The following is a 14957-nucleotide window of genomic DNA, read 5'->3' as shown; positions in this document are numbered from 1 at the left end:
GGTTAATGCTTCATTTTCAAGGCTCGAACGAAGCGTTGCCGGCCATGCGCCCGGCAGCTTCATTGTCCTAGCGTCCCCGCGCGGAATCTGTCCGCTGGCCCATCGCCGGCGAGGGCAGCGCCGTGCCTTCGATAAGCGTTGCGTGGAGTGGGTTGGTGCGTAAGAGTCAAAAACTGCGTCGCGAATCTCGTATGAACGTCTCCGCCTGGCTGGCTCCGACCCTCATCGGACTTGCGGTCTATATCGGTTTCCCGACGGTTGCCGCCTATTCCGACCTGGCGACCTTCCTCTCTGGTATCAATCGCGGTGGTGAACGCTGGCGGATGTACATGACACCGTCACCGGCGGGATCGATCCACGACGTCGAGATGGTCTTTGCCGACCCGATCACCACGAGCGCGCTCGATGGCGGCGCCGGTATCGAACTTCCAGATGGCAGCCGCGTCGCGTTGACCGCGGAAAGCAAGCACGCCGGCACGCCGGACGAAGACCGCGTCAACCGCAGGGGCAAGAAGGGCCGTATCGTCGCGGTCACCCCCGTCACCCCGCCCAAGGATTTTTCGGCCGGCTCGATCCTCCAGCGCACGAGTTCGCTAATGGAGCCCGGTTTCGAGGGCGCTGAAAAGATGGTCTTTTCCAAGCCGAAGATTAAAGGCAAGGAGATCGAGATCGCCACGGCCTTCTACAAGAAGAAGCCACCAAAGATCGAGCCCGGCCTCTCGCCGATGCTGGCCAAGCTCGTCACCAACGACAAGCCCGACATTCTTGCGACTGCCTATGTCCGGCCCGAGCCGGACTATGCGCGTGAATCGCCCTTCGATTCGATCCTGAGAGAAGACAAGAACGCCGGGCGTTTCATTCCCGACATCGCCCCGGAAGATCATGCCTGGGCCGCGACCCCCCTTCCGGCTGAGGTCTTCAGCAAGGAAGAGCAGACATGCCTTGCCGAAGGCATCTACTTCGAGGCGCGCAGCGAACCTTTGAAGGGGCAGGCGGCCGTCGCGCAGGTGATTCTCAACCGTGTCCGCAATCCGACCTATCCAAAGACGATCTGCGGCGTCGTCTATCAGAACAAGGCCTGGCGCAACCGCTGCCAATTTTCCTTCGCCTGCGACATGATCCGCGACCTGGTCTATTCCCGGTCGCACTGGAAGGAAGCCAAGGATGTCGCCATGGCCGTCACCGCCGGCAAGATCTGGCTGCCGGAAGTCGGCTCGGCAACCCACTACCACGCCACCTACGTCAACCCCGCCTGGGCGAAGACCATGAAGCGGGTCGGCAAGATCGGCCTGCACATCTTCTACCGGACCTATGGCGGCGGCTGGAGCTGACGCAGGCCGGCTTTGATCCTGCAGCGTTTGGAGCATTGGTCGCGGGCCGGAGATTCTGGCTCGCGATCGGCCGATTCCCGCCCTTGTCTGCCAGCTGGCGTTGTGAAATGCAGTCAAGCTAATGAAATCATTATGAAATATTGTCCATGTCGAAGCGCTATGCACGCCTTGACTATGCGAATGCCTAAAACTATGTTGCGCGCGACTTCAAATGGGGCTGAAACGTGGCTTGAACAGCAGCCTTTTGTGTGACCGAAATCACGGTCGTGACCGTGTAAGGTAACAATGGGAGAGCCACGTGACAGAGAAACCCGAGGAAAGTCTGGAAGCGCGGCTGAAGCAGCTCGGTGAAAAGATTGAGTCCAAGCGACCCAGTCAGCCGGATGGTGCTGAGGCCCGAGCCGCCGAAAGCCGTAAAGGCTATGCCGCGGCAATGAAGCTCTCCAGCGAGTTCATCGCTGGCATCGTGGTTGGGGCGTTTCTGGGCTATCTTTTGGACCACTTTGCGGGTACAGGGCCGTGGGGCATGATCATTTTCCTGCTCCTTGGCTTTTGCGCCGGTGTGTTGAATGTACTGCGTTCGGCCGGGATGGTGGCAACACTCGACTCGGTAAAGCGCAGTTCGGGGAATGACAAGACGGACGGAGATGGCGCCTGAGGCGTCGCCCGGAAAACACGGTATCCGCTCTAAAGGCGGGCAGAACGAAAGAGAAGCGCGGTGTCAAACGATCCGACCCACCAGTTCCTGGTCAACAAGATTGTCCCGATCGAAATTGGCGGAATTGACTTTTCCTTCACCAATGCGTCGCTGTTCATGGTTGCGACCGTGGGTGCTGCGGCCGGTTTCCTTTACCTGACGACATCGCAGCGCGGGCTGGTCCCGACGCGCCTGCAGTCGGTTTCGGAAATGTCCTATGAATTCATTGCTTCCATGCTGCGCGAAGGCGCTGGCCAGGGCGGCATGAAGTTCTTCCCGATGGTGTTCTCGCTGTTCATGTTCATCCTGACGGCGAACCTGCTCGGCATGTTCCCTTACTTCTTTACCATCACCAGCCAGATCATCGTCACCTTTGCCCTGGCGCTCTTCGTCATCGGCACGGTGCTGTTCTATGGTTTCTATAAGCATGGTTTTGGCTTCCTGAAGCTCTTCGTGCCACACGGCGTGCCAGGCGTGCTTCTGCCGCTGGTCGTGTCGATCGAAATCATTTCGTTCCTTTCCCGTCCCATCAGCCTCTCGGTCCGTCTCTTCGCCAACATGTTGGCCGGCCACATCACGCTGAAGGTTTTCGCTGGCTTCGTTACCTCCCTGAGCGCGCTTGGTGCGCTTGGTATCGGTGGTGCGATCCTGCCGCTCATCATGACCGTCGCTATCACCGGTCTTGAATTCCTCGTCTGCTTCCTCCAGGCCTATGTCTTCGCGGTACTGACCTGCATGTACCTCAACGACGCTGTCCATCCCGGAAGCCACTAAGGAATACAGTCGCTTGCTTCCGGTCGGTCCTCCGCCGGAAGCGCAATCCTAAGCCGCAACACCATTCGAAGGAGTTCAATCATGGAAGCGGAAGCAGCAAAGTACATCGGCGCAGGTCTGGCTTGCCTCGGTATGGCCGGCACGGCTCTCGGCCTCGGCAACATCTTCGGCAGCTACCTCTCTGGCGCGCTGCGCAACCCGTCGGCTGCTGACGGCCAGTTCGGCCGCCTCGTATTCGGCTTCGCCGTTACGGAAGCTCTGGGCATCTTCTCGCTGCTCGTAGCCCTGCTCCTCCTCTTCGCCGTCTAATAACGGCTGGAGTTTCGGCCGCGACCCGTAAAAGGGCCGCGGCCGAGCATATTCTTGAGTGCACCTGGAGGTGAGCATGTTTGTGACCGCGGCCTATGCCCAGCAGTCAACCACCACTGAAGGCGCCGAAGCACACGATGCCGCTGCGGCCGGTGAGGTGCACACCGAAACGGGTGTGGCCCACGAAGGCGAGGCTGGCTCCGGCGTGTTCCCGCCCTTTGATTCGACCCATTTCGCATCGCAGCTGCTTTGGCTCGCGATCACGTTTGGCCTCTTCTATCTCCTGATGTCGAAGGTCATCATTCCGCGCATCGGCGGAATTCTGGAAACCCGTCACGACCGGATCGCTCAGGATCTCGACGAAGCGTCGCGCCTGAAGGGCGAAGCTGACGCTGCCATCGCATCCTATGAGCAGGAATTGGCAACCGCCAAGGCCAAGGGTCATCAGATCGCCGACGGCGCCCGCGAAGCCGCCAAGTCCAAGGCTGTCGCCGACCGCAACGCTGTCGAAGCCGATCTTTCCAAGAAGATCGCCGCTGCGGAAGACCGCATCGCCGACATCAAGACCAAGGCACTCGCCGATGTTGGCGCGATCGCCGAGGAAACTGTGACGGCTGTCGTCAAACAGCTCATCGGTGGCACCGTCACCAAGGCTGAGATCGTCGCTGCCGTCAAGGCATCGGCCGGTAACTGAGGAGCACTGAACCATGCATCTTGATGCGACCTTCTATGCCCTCGTCGGCTTGATCCTGTTCTTCGTCCTGATTGCCTACCTCAAGGTTCCGGGCATGATGGGCAAGGCGCTTGACGCCCGTGCCGACAAGATCACCAACGAGCTGGCGGAAGCCAAGCGCCTGCGCGAAGAAGCCCAGGCTCTCGTTGCCGAGTACCAGCGCAAGCGCAAGGATGCCGAAGCGGAAGCTGCCGGTATCGTTGCCGCCGCCCAGCGCGAAGCTGAAATGCTGACCGCAGAAGCCAAGCAGAAGACGGAGGAATTCGTCGTCCGCCGGACCGCGCTGTCGGAACAGAAGATCAAGCAGGCCGAAAGCGACGCGATCAACGCCGTCCGTTCGGCTGCCGTCGATCTGGCCATCAGTGCTGCCGAAAAGGTTGTTGCTGCCAAGGCGGATGCCGGCGTCCAGAGCGAGCTGTTCAAGAAGGCACTTGGAGAAGTCAAGTCGCGCCTGAACTAAGCTTCGGCTGCAAGACACGATCTGAAACCCCGCCATGTGCGGGGTTTTTTCGTTTCGAAACTTTGTCGGGTGTGCAGACGTTTCACCGGAATGTGGCCCGCAGCGCCGGGCGTCAAAGACGACGCGCAAGGGATGGGGTCACGCTCTGGGACCTGCTGCTTGATTTTCTGCGCAAATCGATGCCGATTTAAGGGGCTGCGCAGTCGGAAGGCCAGAGTTGTGCCGTTCGATGGTGCGCAAGCTTTCAGCCGAGGACTGTATCGGGCCGGCGAAATAGGGCGACAAACCGAACGCACAGTGCGAGCGGTCGGTTTGGTTGGCACGCCATGTGTCAAATGTGACGCGCAAGGGAAGCGGTAACGCTTCAAACCAGCTGCATAATTTTCGGCTTGAATCGGTTCTGATTTAACGGGCCTTGCATTGAGGTCGGAGCGCTCGCCAATGGGGCGCGCTGAACTGGTCGACTTTCACCGGCAAGGCGCTGTCCAAAGCGCCCTTCGCGGCGCGTCCGCCAACAGCGGCCGTTGTAGCTGTCCCGATCGTTACAGCGCCGGCCTCCTACATGGCGGGCAGCGGACGCTTCCCGCTATGAACGGCCTCCATGTCCTTCCCATGAGCAGGTTCGGGAGTCGTGCAGGAGGCTCTGCCGACGTCGACCGTCAGTCCTTGCGCAGCGGACGGAAGCTCATGCGATGCAGCGGGCAGGGACCTTTGGCATCGATTGCCTTGCGGTGCACCACCGTTGCGTAACCGGCATGGACCGCAAAGCCATAGCCGGGGTGAGCGATGTCTGCCCGTTCCATCATGCGGTCGCGCGTCACCTTCGCAACGATCGAGGCTGCAGCGATCGAAAGCGAGCGGGCGTCGCCCTTGACCACCGCCTTGGCGTGGCACCCGAGGCCTGGCGGCACATCGCGGCCGTCGACCAGCACGAAGCGAGCCGTCAGCGACAGGCCGTCGACGGCCCTGCGCATCGCTTCGAGGCTGGCCTTGCGAATGTCGATGCTATCGATCGTTGCGGCCGAGGAAGAAGCGATCGAAACCGTGGCAGTTGTCAGGATCTCGTCGAACAATCGTTCGCGCGCCGCTGCGCTCAACTTCTTGCTGTCGTTCAGTCCGTCGGGAATGGCGTCCGGATCCAGAATGACGGCGGCGGCAACGACGGGGCCGGCAAGTGGCCCGCGTCCCGCTTCGTCGGCACCAGCGACAGGCCACGCACCGTCCTTTCGGGCGGCCAGCTCGAAGCTGAAGTCCGGCACAAGGAGAACATCCGGGAAAAGGGGAGAATCGATCGATCTGCGATGTGTCATGCGGCGAAACTCGCATGATCGACCGATTCTCTTCAAGTCCCCCGACCCGAGTGCGGCGGCAGCCGGGGGTATGCCAGCGTCATCCCGAGGCACGAGGGAGACGCCGGAATTCTCTTCTGTCACGGCGCGTCGGCCATGACGGGCGACGCCCGCAATTGCCTGCGCCGGCTTTCCCATCGGCATCAGATGCCGATCTCCAGTGGCCTGCGTCATTTCAAACGCCTGGCGGCTGCGCTAGGGGCCTGAATTATCGAATGTTTTTAGCTATGGATCGAATATGATCCAAGCAAACATGCAATCGATATCTGAAGCCGCAGCGCCAAGGCCGAGGTTGGCCGGCCTTCCGCCCGACAATCGAGGTCCACAGACCTCCGGGCGGGATCTCGCATCCTTCTACCCATCCGGAAAACTCTCGGCCTCCAGCGACATACGCAAGACATGTTGCCGCTAGAGCAGCGAAAGCTGGACGCCCGTCCCAAGCGGCGGGACGAAGATGTCGTCGCGCAATTGTCGGCGGTTGAGGTTGAGACCGAGGCGCTTGGCTGCAAGCTCGAATCGTCGACCGATCTGCCAGGCATAGGGTCCAGCACCCTTCATCCGCTTTCCGAACTCGGCATCGTAATCCTTGCCGCCGCGCATCGAACGGATGAGTGACATCACATGCCGATAGCGGTCGGGGTAGTTGCGCAGCAGCCAGTCGCGAAAGAGCGGGCTGACCTCCAGCGGCAAGCGCAACAGCACGTAGGTCGCTTCCAGTGCTCCTGCCGCCCGCGAGGTCTCCAGCACCCGCTCGATCTCATGATCGTTCAGGGCCGGGATGATCGGCGAAACCAGGACACCCGTCGGAATGCCTGCCTCCGTGAGGGCGCGTATCGCTTCCAGTCGTTTGGAAGGGGTCGAAGCGCGCGGTTCCATCGTGCGTGCCAGCTTTCGGTCGAGCGTCGTCACCGAAATGCCGACCCGTGCCAGTCCCTTTTCGGCCATCGGTGCAAGCAGGTCGATGTCGCGCGTCACCATCGCCGACTTCGTCACGATCATGACAGGGTGGTTGGCCGCCTGCAGCACTTCGAGGATCTGGCGCATGATCCGCCATTCCTTCTCGATCGGTTGATAGGGATCGGTGTTGGTGCCGATCGCAATCGGCCGCACCTTGTAGTCCGAGCGGGCAAGTTCGCGCTCCAGCAGGCGCGGGGCATCAGGCTTGGCAAAGAGCTTCGCTTCGAAATCAAGTCCGGCCGAAAGCCCCATGAAGGCGTGCGTCGGACGGGCGAAACAATAGATGCACCCGTGCTCGCAGCCGCGATAGGGGTTGATCGAGCGGTCGAAGGAGATGTCAGGAGAATCGTTGCGGCTGATCACCGAGCGCGGCTTTTCCACCTGCACTTCCGTCTTGAAGGGTGGGAGGTCTTCGAGGCTCTCCCAGCCATCGTCGAAAGCCTCGCGCGCCTGCTGTTCGAACCGGCCCGACATGTTCAGCCCGGCGCCCCGTCCGCGGCGGCGGTCAACCTCGATCCGGAGACCGGTTCCGCTCATCAAAGCTTCGGCAACCTCTGCCGTGTTGGCAGGTGCCAGCGCACCCTGCTTGATCTGAGACAGCTCGTTCATCGGAATCTCCGAGGGATCGCTGAAGTTTGATCCCGTTTTGTTCTGATTATTTTCCTATCGCGAAAACAAGAACAATTCAAGAACAAAAATCATACGCCTGAATTCTAAGCGAGAGCCTTCAGACGGTTCACAAACTGGGCGGGAGTGATCATGCCATACGGCGATAGCATTTTACGCTGCAATGCGGTAGGAACAGCTATGCTGACGATCATCATGGAAACGCGCGACAACGAGGCGGAACTGGCACAGACGCTATCCGTGCTCGTGGCAGGTGCCGTGGAGGGATTGGTCAGTGATGTCATCATCCTCGATCACGGCTCCAAGGACGGGTCGGTGCATGTGGCCGATGCCGCCGGTTGCCGTTTTTGCGTCGATTGGGATCTGGGCGAAATCGTGCGCTCGGCGCGTGGCGAATGGCTGATGCTGCTGGAGCCGGGTGCGCGGCCGATCGGGCGCTGGGTGGACGAACTCGTCGAGTACGTGTCGCTTCACAAGAGCCCGGCGCGCTTCTCTCCGTCGCGGTTGCACCGCAAGCCGCTGCTGCAGCGTATTTCGCGGCGAGGAAAGCCGCTCGAGGCCGGTTTCCTCATGCGCAAGGGTGACGCCTTGGCCGTTGCGCGCGGGAAGATGCTGCTGAGCGATATGACGAATATCCGCGCGGTGCGAAAGCTTGCGACCGAGCTGGTGCCGGCGTGGGTTGCAGTCGACAGCCGCCAGAGCATCTAGAACACGAGCTGGTGCCAACAAAAAAGGTGCCAGTCCTGCGGACGGCACCTCCAAGCGGCTACCAAATATCCTTGCTAGCAAATTCGAGTCCGAGCGACCGGGCGAGCCGCGCGTCGTATGTTTTGTTTCCCCTCGCCGGGGGGACATCGGCGATGGGTTCGTCTTTGCTCCGTTTGAAGGATTTGCTCGGGTCTCGTTGCGGTCCTTCAATGCAGGCTGACGGATGAAGCTGTAGCAGACAGGCAGGCGCTTGCCAGTTCCCCAGGGAACAGCCCCGCTCCCAGCGGGACCGGGTTCATCGATTGCCGCTCGCCCGCTCCGGCGTCTTGCAAGACGCGCCGTAGGTCGAAGACTGCGCCGCTCAGCCCCGCTTCAGGTGCTCGTCGAGCCGCGGCATGATCTCGACGAAATTGCACGGCATGTGCCGATAGTCGAGCTGCTGCTTGAGAATGCCGTCCCACGCATCCTTGCAGGCCCCGGGCGAACCCGGCAGGACGAAGATGAAGGTGGCGTTGGCGACGCCGCCGGTCGCGCGCGACTGAATCGTCGAGGTGCCGATCTTCTCGTAGGAAATCCGGTGAAAAACTTCCGAGAAGCCATCCATGCGCTTCTCGAACAGCGGCTCCAGCGCCTCCGGCGTGACATCGCGGCCGGTGAAGCCGGTTCCGCCTGTGGTGATCACCACGTCGATTGTGTCGTCAAGCGTCCAGGCCTCCACCTGGTCGCGGATCTCCTGGCGGTCGTCGGGCACGATCGCGCGCGCTTGGAGACGATGGCCGGCATCGCGGATGCGGGCTTCGAGCGTATCGCCGGATTTATCGTCGGCCAGCGTGCGCGTGTCGGAGACCGTCAGAATGGCGATGCCGACGGGCACGAAAGGGCGATTGTCGTTGATCCCGGCCATGCTAATTCCCCCTGCCCACGGTTCTTGCGGCGAGAACGTACCATTCGGGGTGGGCGGCAGAAAGAGTGTCTGCAGCGTGCCGCGCGCTTTCGTCGCTATCGAACAAGCCGAAGCAGGTGGCGCCCGAACCGGACATCCGAACCAGCGCGGCGCCGGTCTTTGCCAGCGCGTTCGAGACGTCGGCGATAACAGGCTGCAGCAGGCAAGCCGGCGGCTCAAGATCGTTGCGCATGGTGGCCATGGCCGCAAGCCAGGCAGCAGGGGTTTCGAGCCTGACGGGGAGGGACAGCGGCGGGTTGCTCTTTTTTTTCAGCGTCCGGAAGATCACCGGCGTCGAGACGGCGACCAGGGGATTGACCAGCACGATCGGAAAAGCGGGAAGCTCCGGGGCGGGGGTGATCTCCTCGCCGATGCCGCGGGCAACAAGCGGCCGCCCGTCGAGACACATCGGCACATCGGCACCAAGCCGGAGCGCCAAGGTGGCGAGAGATACCGGCTCGATCCGGACATTCCACAGATCGAGCAATCCACGCAGCGCTGCGGCCGCGTCGGCAGACCCGCCACCAATCCCCGAGGCAATGGGCAGGTTCTTTTCGAGATGAATATGAACCGGGGCCGTGTCGAGGCCCTCTAGGGCGAGGGTCTGGCGCAGCAGGTCCCGCGCCTTGAGCACGAGATTGCCGCCTTGGTCATCGCCCGTCACTGAAAGTTCGGCGGCGAATGGCCCGGAGAGAGTGAACCGGTCCTCGCTCGACGGCGCGAGGCCGATGCGGTCGCCCCGATCGGCAAAGGTAACGAGACTTTCGAGAAGATGGTGGCCGTCGGCCCGTTGGCCGACGACATGCAGTGCCAGATTGATCTTGGCGGGCGCCGCCCGCGTTAGCGCGAAGCCCGCGATCTCGCCTTCAGGCATGCTGGTATCAGGACTTCTTGTCCGGTGCAGGCGCCTGCGGGGTGACCTTCTTCGGCGCGGTCTCCTTGGCGTCGGCGGAGGCCGGAACCTCTTCCTTCAGCGCCGGCAAGCCGTTTTCGATCTTGGCCTTGATCTTCGGAATCTCGGCTTCCTCGGGCTTCAGCTCAAGCGTCTGCGTCCATTGGAACACGGCTTCCAGCTTGCGGCCGACGCGCCAATAGGCATCGCCGAGATGGTCGTTGATCGTCGGATCGCCGGCCATCAGCTCGGCAGCTTTTTCAAGCTCGACCACCGCATCGTCGAAGCGGTTCATGCGGAAATAGGCCCAGCCGAGCGAATCGACGATGTATCCGTCATCCGGCTTCAGCTCGACCGCCTTGCGGATCATGTCGAGCCCTTCTTCCAGGTTGATGTTCATGTCGACCCAGGAATAGCCGAGATAGTTCAGCACCTGCGGCTGATCGGGGTTGAGCTCGAGAGCCTTGCGGAAGCTCGGCTCGGCCTTGTCCCAGAGCTTCTGGCGCTCATAGGCAATGCCGCGCTGGAAGAACACGGTCCAGTCGCTGCGCTTCGGCACCGCGCCGATCTGATCAACGGCCCGGTCGTAAAGCTCGCCCATCTCCTTGTAATCCTTGGCATCGGAAAGCACGCTGCCATAGGCGAGATAGTTGCGGATGTTCTTCGGATCGACGTCGATCAGCGCCTTCAAATGCTTCTTGGCTTCCTCCACCTTGCCGATGCCGGCAAGACTGAGGCCCAGCTGCAGCTCGGAAAGCCTGCGCATGGGCGAAGCTTCGGGCACACTCTGGTAAAGCTCGATCGCTTCCTTCGGCTTCTTGAGGTTTTCGGCAATGCCAGCGAGCATGACCAGGATATCGGCACTATCAGGGTCGAGACGACGGGCCGTCTGGAGATAGAGCGAGACGATGTCTTCGGCGCCGTCACGGTTGAGCGCGCCGCCGATGGAGAAGAGCACGGCTGCCGCACCCTGCGATGCGTTCTTGACCTGCTGCTCCTGAGGTATGCCGGCCTCGATATTCTTCCTGAGCGCCTCGAGTGGCGTGTAGTTGTTGACCATGTTCTCGCCGACGGCGATCGTGTCCAGGGCCTTCTGCTTGTTGTTTTCACGCGCCTCGAAGCGCGCCAGGGCCTCGACCGCACGCATGAACGTGTCGGGCGCGGCGCTGCCGCCTTCGCGATCGAGGATCGCGTCGTTGAGTTTGGCGCGTGCGGTGGCCTTGTCGCCGGAAGCTATGGCAATGGCGCCTGCGTGGTAGTTCTTGAACACGCGGAACCACTCCGGCCCTTCAAGGCCGTTGACCTGCGCCAGCGCTTCCTTGGGCTTGCCCTGGCCGAATTTGGCCCAAGCGGAAAGCAGGCCGTTCATCAGCCGGTCGAGATCGTTCGGCCCCTCATAGTTGAGAAGCTTCTGCGCGTTGCGGTACTCGCGCTTGCTGATCGCCTCGATCGCCCGGATCACGGTGGTGATGCGCTCGACGGCCGGATCGGACTTCAGCTGCTCGGCGATCTTGGCGCCGTCGTCGAACTTGCCGGCCATCAGCAGCGTGATCATCAGTCGCTGCTTGACTTCATTGTTGTTGGGCTCGAACTGCAGGGCGATGCGGTAAAGTTCGTTGGCCGCGGCAAAGTCACGATCCGTGTCGGCCGTGCGGGCGGCGAGGAACGCGCCGGCGAAGGTGTTGACGGTCGTGATATCGAAAGGCTCGGTCTCCTCGACGGCAGCCTTTTCCTCGGCGAAAACCTGATAGCTGCCGCCAACCGTGGCAAGAGCCATCAGTGCAGCGCCGCTCAAAAGGCGGAGGATCGTCTTTTGCCGCATGTCAAACCTTTCATTGCCGATCTCTCGGCCTTGCGCACGACTGAGGGTTGTTCTGGAATCAGCCACGTGTTGCCCGGCACAACTCTTGAGGAACAGAATGGCTTTTTTGGCGCAACGCGGCAAGAAATTCCTCTTGGATGTCCCGGTTCGGCCGAAGGTCGCCTCAGCTGACCCGGTCGATGCAGAAGTCGATGACCTCGACCAGCGCCGATTTCCACGGCGAAGCCGGGAGCGGTGCCAAGGCATCGCGCGCGATCGTGCCGTAGTGCTGGGCACGGGCGATGGTATCGCTCAAGCCGCCGTAGCGCTTGATCAGGCCGAGCGCCTTTTCGAGGTTCGCATCGCTGCTGTCGCCACCTTCAATCGCCTCACGCCAGAAGGCGCGATCCTCCGGCGTGCCGCGGCGATAGGACAGGATCACCGGCAGGGTGATCTTGCCTTCGCGGAAATCGTCACCGACATTCTTGCCCAGCTCGCTGGCCGAGCCGCCATAGTCGAGCACGTCATCGACGAGCTGGAAGGCGAGGCCGAGGTTCATGCCGTAGGATTTCAGTGCATTGCGGTCGGACTTGCTGGTCTGAGCGACGATCGGACCGACTTCGGCGGCCGCAGCAAACAGCGCTGCGGTCTTGGCGCGGATGACCTGAAGATAGTCGTCCTCGGTCGTCTCCATGTTCTTGGCGACGGAAAGCTGCAGCACTTCGCCCTCGGCGATCACCGAGGCTGCGGTCGAAAGCACGTCGAGCGCATCGAGCGAGCCGACATCGACCATCATGCGGAAGGCCTGGCCGAGCAGGAAGTCGCCGACGAGCACGCTTGCCTGGTTGCCCCAGATCGTGCGGGCGGTGGATTTGCCGCGGCGCAGATCGCTTTCATCGACGACATCGTCATGCAGCAGTGTTGCCGTATGCATGAACTCGACGCTGGTGGCGAGCTTGACGTGAGCATCGCCCTCGTAGCCGAACATCGCAGCGGAAGCGAGCGTCAGCATCGGGCGCAGGCGCTTGCCACCCGAGGATATCAGATGGTTGGCAACCTCGGGAATCATCTGGACGTCGGAGCCGGCCCTCGACAGGATGAGCTGGTTGACGCGTTCCATGTCGGGAGACGTCAGATCAACGAGCGGCTTGACGGACGCCTGTTTGTTTTTGCTGTCTTCCAGCGGTATCACTACGCCCAACACCGGGACTCCTGTTTTCATTGTCGCTTTCGACAATAGGAAGGGGGGCCACGTGCGGCAAGAGGCGAATTGTCCCGCTTGCTGAAATAGGACAGGAAAAACCGCTGGATGAAGGAATTGATCCGCACCAACGACGTCGTTCTGCTCTCTTTTGCCGAGAGCCTGATGAAGGACGCTGGTATCAACAGCCTGATCGCCGATCAGGGCATGAGCATTCTGGAGGGATCGCTGGGGCTCCTGCCGCGCCGTTTCCTGGTGCCGGACGACGACGCCGATGCCGCGCGCCGCATCCTCGTCGACGCGGGGTTGGAAGCGGAGTTGCGGGCATGATTGCCGACTTGTTGGCACCCATCGGTGGTGATCGGCCATGAGCGACGGACCCGAGACCTTTGTCGAGACCGAAACGGTCGACGCGTTCCACCGCGGCAGGTTTCATGTCGTGCAACCGCTGGGGCAGGGCCATCGTTCCGGCATGGATGCGATGCTGCTCGCCTCGCTGGTCGCTGCCGACCGCGCCTGCCGCGTGGCCGATCTTGGCGCCGGCGCGGGTGCCGCCGGCATGGCGGTCGCCTCGCGGCTGGATCTGGCCGAGGTGGTGCTGGTGGAGCGCTCGCCGACCATGGCGGCATTCGCGCGCCGAAGCCTCGCGCTTCCGGAAAACGGGCGCTTCGCCGAGCGGGTTTCGGTGATCGAGGCGGACGTCGCGCTTGCCGGGCGGGCGCGCCGTGCCGCCGGATTGCCTGACGACGCCTTCGACCATGTGATCATGAACCCGCCGTTCAACGATTCCTCCGACCGCCGCACGCCCGATAGCCTCAAGGCCGAGGCGCACGCGATGAGCGACGACCTCTTCGAGATCTGGATCAAGACGGCGGGCGCGATCATGAAGCCGGGTGGGCAATTGTCGTTGATCGCCCGGCCGGAATCGATCGCCGATATCATTGCTGCCTGCGGTCGCCGCCTCGGTGGCATCGAGATAACACCGCTGCATCCGCGCAGCGGCGAAAATGCCGTGCGCATCCTCGTCACCGCGATCAAGCAGAGCCGCAAGCGACTGGTGCTGCGGGCGCCGCTGGTCGTGCACGAGGAGGGCGCTCATCGCTTTTCCAGGGATGTCGACGACCTCAACAACGGCCGTACCGCCTATCGGCGTCGTTGATTTACCGTATGCGGCATTGCGTTTGAGCGACCAGTGCATACATGCAGGAACAAGAGTTCGTATTGCAGGAGTTGAGATGGCCGGGTTCTTCAAAAGGCTGATGCCGAAGCGTTTTCGGCGGGATGGCATTGCGATCCCGGTCGTGCGGCTTCACGGCGCCATCATGGCCGGCGGCGGTCAGTTTCGCCCAGCGCTCAACATTGCTTCTGCCGCGCCTCTGCTGGAGAAGGCCTTCGCGGTGAAGGAGGCTCCAGCCGTTGCGATTTCGATCAATTCCCCCGGCGGCTCTCCGGTGCAGTCGCGGCTGATCTACCAGCGCATCCGCGACCTCGCCCAGGAAAAGAAGAAGCGCGTCCTCGTCTTCGTCGAGGACGTGGCGGCTTCCGGCGGTTACATGATCGCGCTTGCCGGCGACGAGATCATCGCCGATCCGACCTCGATCGTCGGCTCAATCGGCGTCGTCTCCGGCGGTTTCGGCTTCCCGGAACTGTTGAAGAAAATCGGCGTCGAGCGGCGCGTCTACACTGCCGGCGAGAACAAGGTCATGCTCGACCCGTTCCAACCCGAAAAGGAACGCGACATCGAGTTCCTGAAAAGCCTGCAGCTCGACATCCACGATACCTTCATCCAGATGGTGAAGGCGCGCCGCGGGCAATTGCTCGCCGACCATCCCGACGTCTTTTCCGGTCTGTTCTGGACAGGTCGGCGCGGATTGGAACTCGGCCTGATCGACGGTCTCGGCGATCTGCGCGGCGAGGTAAAGAAGCGCTACGGCGAGAAGGCGCGGCTTGAACTGATCCAGCCGGCGCGCAGTCTTTTCGGCCGTCGCCAGACGGGCGCATCGATTTCCGCCGATATCGCTGCACCGATCGCGGCTTCTGCCATGGCGGGTCTTGCCGAAGCCGTCGAGGAAAGGGCATTGTGGGCGCGTTTCGGGCTTTGAGCCGCGACCGGCGCTATGGGCCGACAGCGCCGCGCGTCTTAGTCAGACGCGCAAAGGTCGCTGTAACGCTTTG

The 14957-nt window shown here is 61.9% G+C and carries 16 protein-coding genes; 10 read left to right on the top strand and 6 right to left on the bottom strand.

The annotated features are described in order from the left end of the window. Positions 1-191 precede the first annotated feature (191 nt). The 6 genes from BLJAPNOD_RS19365 to BLJAPNOD_RS19340 all read left to right on the top strand — a co-directional run bounded on the left by BLJAPNOD_RS19365 (position 192) and on the right by BLJAPNOD_RS19340 (position 4304). Positions 192-1331 (top strand): cell wall hydrolase, encoded by a 1140-nt coding sequence (locus BLJAPNOD_RS19365; RefSeq protein ID WP_199565966.1) that lies wholly within the window; start codon positions 192-194, stop codon positions 1329-1331. Positions 1332-1629: 298 nt separating this feature from the next. After that, positions 1630-1989, top strand: a complete 360-nt coding sequence (locus tag BLJAPNOD_RS19360; RefSeq protein WP_077504188.1) for an AtpZ/AtpI family protein — start codon at positions 1630-1632, stop codon at positions 1987-1989. A 60-nt stretch (positions 1990-2049) separates the two neighbouring features. Then, positions 2050-2802: a F0F1 ATP synthase subunit A gene (locus BLJAPNOD_RS19355; RefSeq protein WP_077504187.1), complete on the top strand. Its 753-nt coding sequence runs from the start codon at positions 2050-2052 to the stop codon at positions 2800-2802. An 81-nt stretch (positions 2803-2883) separates the two neighbouring features. Next, entirely contained in the window at positions 2884-3111 is a 228-nt protein-coding gene (locus tag BLJAPNOD_RS19350) for a F0F1 ATP synthase subunit C (protein ID WP_025426100.1), read from the top strand. A gap of 76 nt (positions 3112-3187) precedes the next feature. Further along, positions 3188-3805, top strand: coding sequence for a F0F1 ATP synthase subunit B (locus BLJAPNOD_RS19345; protein WP_077504186.1), 618 nt, complete (start codon positions 3188-3190; stop codon positions 3803-3805). A 13-nt stretch (positions 3806-3818) separates the two neighbouring features. Next, positions 3819-4304 (top strand): F0F1 ATP synthase subunit B, encoded by a 486-nt coding sequence (locus BLJAPNOD_RS19340; RefSeq protein ID WP_077504185.1) that lies wholly within the window; start codon positions 3819-3821, stop codon positions 4302-4304. A 659-nt stretch (positions 4305-4963) separates the two neighbouring features. On the opposite strand, the gene BLJAPNOD_RS19335 is transcribed toward BLJAPNOD_RS19340, so the two are convergent. Together BLJAPNOD_RS19335 and BLJAPNOD_RS19330 are read right to left on the bottom strand one after the other, a co-directional pair. Continuing rightward, positions 4964-5614: a ribonuclease HII gene (locus BLJAPNOD_RS19335; protein WP_077504184.1), complete on the bottom strand. Its 651-nt coding sequence runs from the start codon at positions 5612-5614 to the stop codon at positions 4964-4966. A 447-nt stretch (positions 5615-6061) separates the two neighbouring features. After that, on the bottom strand, positions 6062-7219 hold the full coding sequence (locus BLJAPNOD_RS19330; protein WP_115420841.1) for a PA0069 family radical SAM protein: 1158 nt from the start codon (positions 7217-7219) through the stop codon (positions 6062-6064). A 198-nt stretch (positions 7220-7417) separates the two neighbouring features. Here BLJAPNOD_RS19330 and BLJAPNOD_RS19325 point away from each other — a divergent pair, with 198 nt between their 5' ends. After that, positions 7418-7945 (top strand): glycosyl transferase, encoded by a 528-nt coding sequence (locus tag BLJAPNOD_RS19325; protein ID WP_115420840.1) that lies wholly within the window; start codon positions 7418-7420, stop codon positions 7943-7945. Between the two features lie 361 nt (positions 7946-8306). On the opposite strand, the gene moaB is transcribed toward BLJAPNOD_RS19325, so the two are convergent. The 4 genes from moaB to BLJAPNOD_RS19305 all read right to left on the bottom strand — a co-directional run bounded on the left by moaB (position 8307) and on the right by BLJAPNOD_RS19305 (position 12782). Then, on the bottom strand, positions 8307-8849 hold the full coding sequence (moaB, locus tag BLJAPNOD_RS19320; protein WP_077504180.1) for a molybdenum cofactor biosynthesis protein B: 543 nt from the start codon (positions 8847-8849) through the stop codon (positions 8307-8309). Position 8850: 1 nt separating this feature from the next. Beyond that, the gene (locus BLJAPNOD_RS19315) at positions 8851-9762 is read right to left on the bottom strand and encodes a 4-(cytidine 5'-diphospho)-2-C-methyl-D-erythritol kinase (RefSeq protein ID WP_115420839.1); all 912 of its coding nucleotides are present in this window, start codon (positions 9760-9762) and stop codon (positions 8851-8853) included. A gap of 7 nt (positions 9763-9769) precedes the next feature. Next, positions 9770-11602, bottom strand: coding sequence for a tetratricopeptide repeat protein (locus tag BLJAPNOD_RS19310; protein ID WP_115420838.1), 1833 nt, complete (start codon positions 11600-11602; stop codon positions 9770-9772). Positions 11603-11765: 163 nt separating this feature from the next. Then, the gene (locus BLJAPNOD_RS19305; protein ID WP_115420837.1) at positions 11766-12782 is read right to left on the bottom strand and encodes a polyprenyl synthetase family protein; all 1017 of its coding nucleotides are present in this window, start codon (positions 12780-12782) and stop codon (positions 11766-11768) included. 108 nt (positions 12783-12890) lie between these two features. On the opposite strand from BLJAPNOD_RS19305, the gene BLJAPNOD_RS19300 reads away from it, so the two are divergent. The 3 genes from BLJAPNOD_RS19300 to BLJAPNOD_RS19290 all read left to right on the top strand — a co-directional run bounded on the left by BLJAPNOD_RS19300 (position 12891) and on the right by BLJAPNOD_RS19290 (position 14884). Further along, on the top strand, positions 12891-13112 hold the full coding sequence (locus BLJAPNOD_RS19300; protein ID WP_115420836.1) for a DUF2007 domain-containing protein: 222 nt from the start codon (positions 12891-12893) through the stop codon (positions 13110-13112). 37 nt (positions 13113-13149) lie between these two features. After that, positions 13150-13941 (top strand): methyltransferase, encoded by a 792-nt coding sequence (locus tag BLJAPNOD_RS19295; protein WP_115420835.1) that lies wholly within the window; start codon positions 13150-13152, stop codon positions 13939-13941. 76 nt (positions 13942-14017) lie between these two features. After that, entirely contained in the window at positions 14018-14884 is an 867-nt protein-coding gene (locus tag BLJAPNOD_RS19290; RefSeq protein ID WP_077504175.1) for a S49 family peptidase, read from the top strand. Positions 14885-14957 lie beyond the last annotated feature (73 nt).

Source organism: Ensifer sp. M14, assembly GCF_003355565.1.
Taxonomy (GTDB): Bacteria; Pseudomonadota; Alphaproteobacteria; order Rhizobiales; family Rhizobiaceae; genus Ensifer.
This window is presented reverse-complemented; position numbering and strand designations above follow the sequence as displayed.

Bases quoted from the DNA above. Each gene is read 5' to 3' on its own strand.
- BLJAPNOD_RS19365 (WP_199565966.1), top strand. From the start codon at position 192: ATGAACGTCTCCGCCTGGCTGGCTCCGACCCTCATCGGACTTGCGGTC.
- BLJAPNOD_RS19350 (WP_025426100.1), top strand. From the start codon at position 2,884: ATGGAAGCGGAAGCAGCAAAGTACATCGGCGCAGGTCTGGCTTGCCTC.
- BLJAPNOD_RS19345 (WP_077504186.1), top strand. From the start codon at position 3,188: ATGTTTGTGACCGCGGCCTATGCCCAGCAGTCAACCACCACTGAAGGC.
- BLJAPNOD_RS19340 (WP_077504185.1), top strand. From the start codon at position 3,819: ATGCATCTTGATGCGACCTTCTATGCCCTCGTCGGCTTGATCCTGTTC.
- BLJAPNOD_RS19335 (WP_077504184.1), bottom strand. From the start codon at position 5,614: ATGACACATCGCAGATCGATCGATTCTCCCCTTTTCCCGGATGTTCTC.
- BLJAPNOD_RS19330 (WP_115420841.1), bottom strand. From the start codon at position 7,219: ATGAACGAGCTGTCTCAGATCAAGCAGGGTGCGCTGGCACCTGCCAAC.
- BLJAPNOD_RS19325 (WP_115420840.1), top strand. From the start codon at position 7,418: ATGCTGACGATCATCATGGAAACGCGCGACAACGAGGCGGAACTGGCA.
- moaB (WP_077504180.1), bottom strand. From the start codon at position 8,849: ATGGCCGGGATCAACGACAATCGCCCTTTCGTGCCCGTCGGCATCGCC.
- BLJAPNOD_RS19315 (WP_115420839.1), bottom strand. From the start codon at position 9,762: ATGCCTGAAGGCGAGATCGCGGGCTTCGCGCTAACGCGGGCGGCGCCC.
- BLJAPNOD_RS19310 (WP_115420838.1), bottom strand. From the start codon at position 11,602: ATGCGGCAAAAGACGATCCTCCGCCTTTTGAGCGGCGCTGCACTGATG.
- BLJAPNOD_RS19300 (WP_115420836.1), top strand. From the start codon at position 12,891: ATGAAGGAATTGATCCGCACCAACGACGTCGTTCTGCTCTCTTTTGCC.
- BLJAPNOD_RS19295 (WP_115420835.1), top strand. From the start codon at position 13,150: ATGAGCGACGGACCCGAGACCTTTGTCGAGACCGAAACGGTCGACGCG.
- BLJAPNOD_RS19290 (WP_077504175.1), top strand. From the start codon at position 14,018: ATGGCCGGGTTCTTCAAAAGGCTGATGCCGAAGCGTTTTCGGCGGGAT.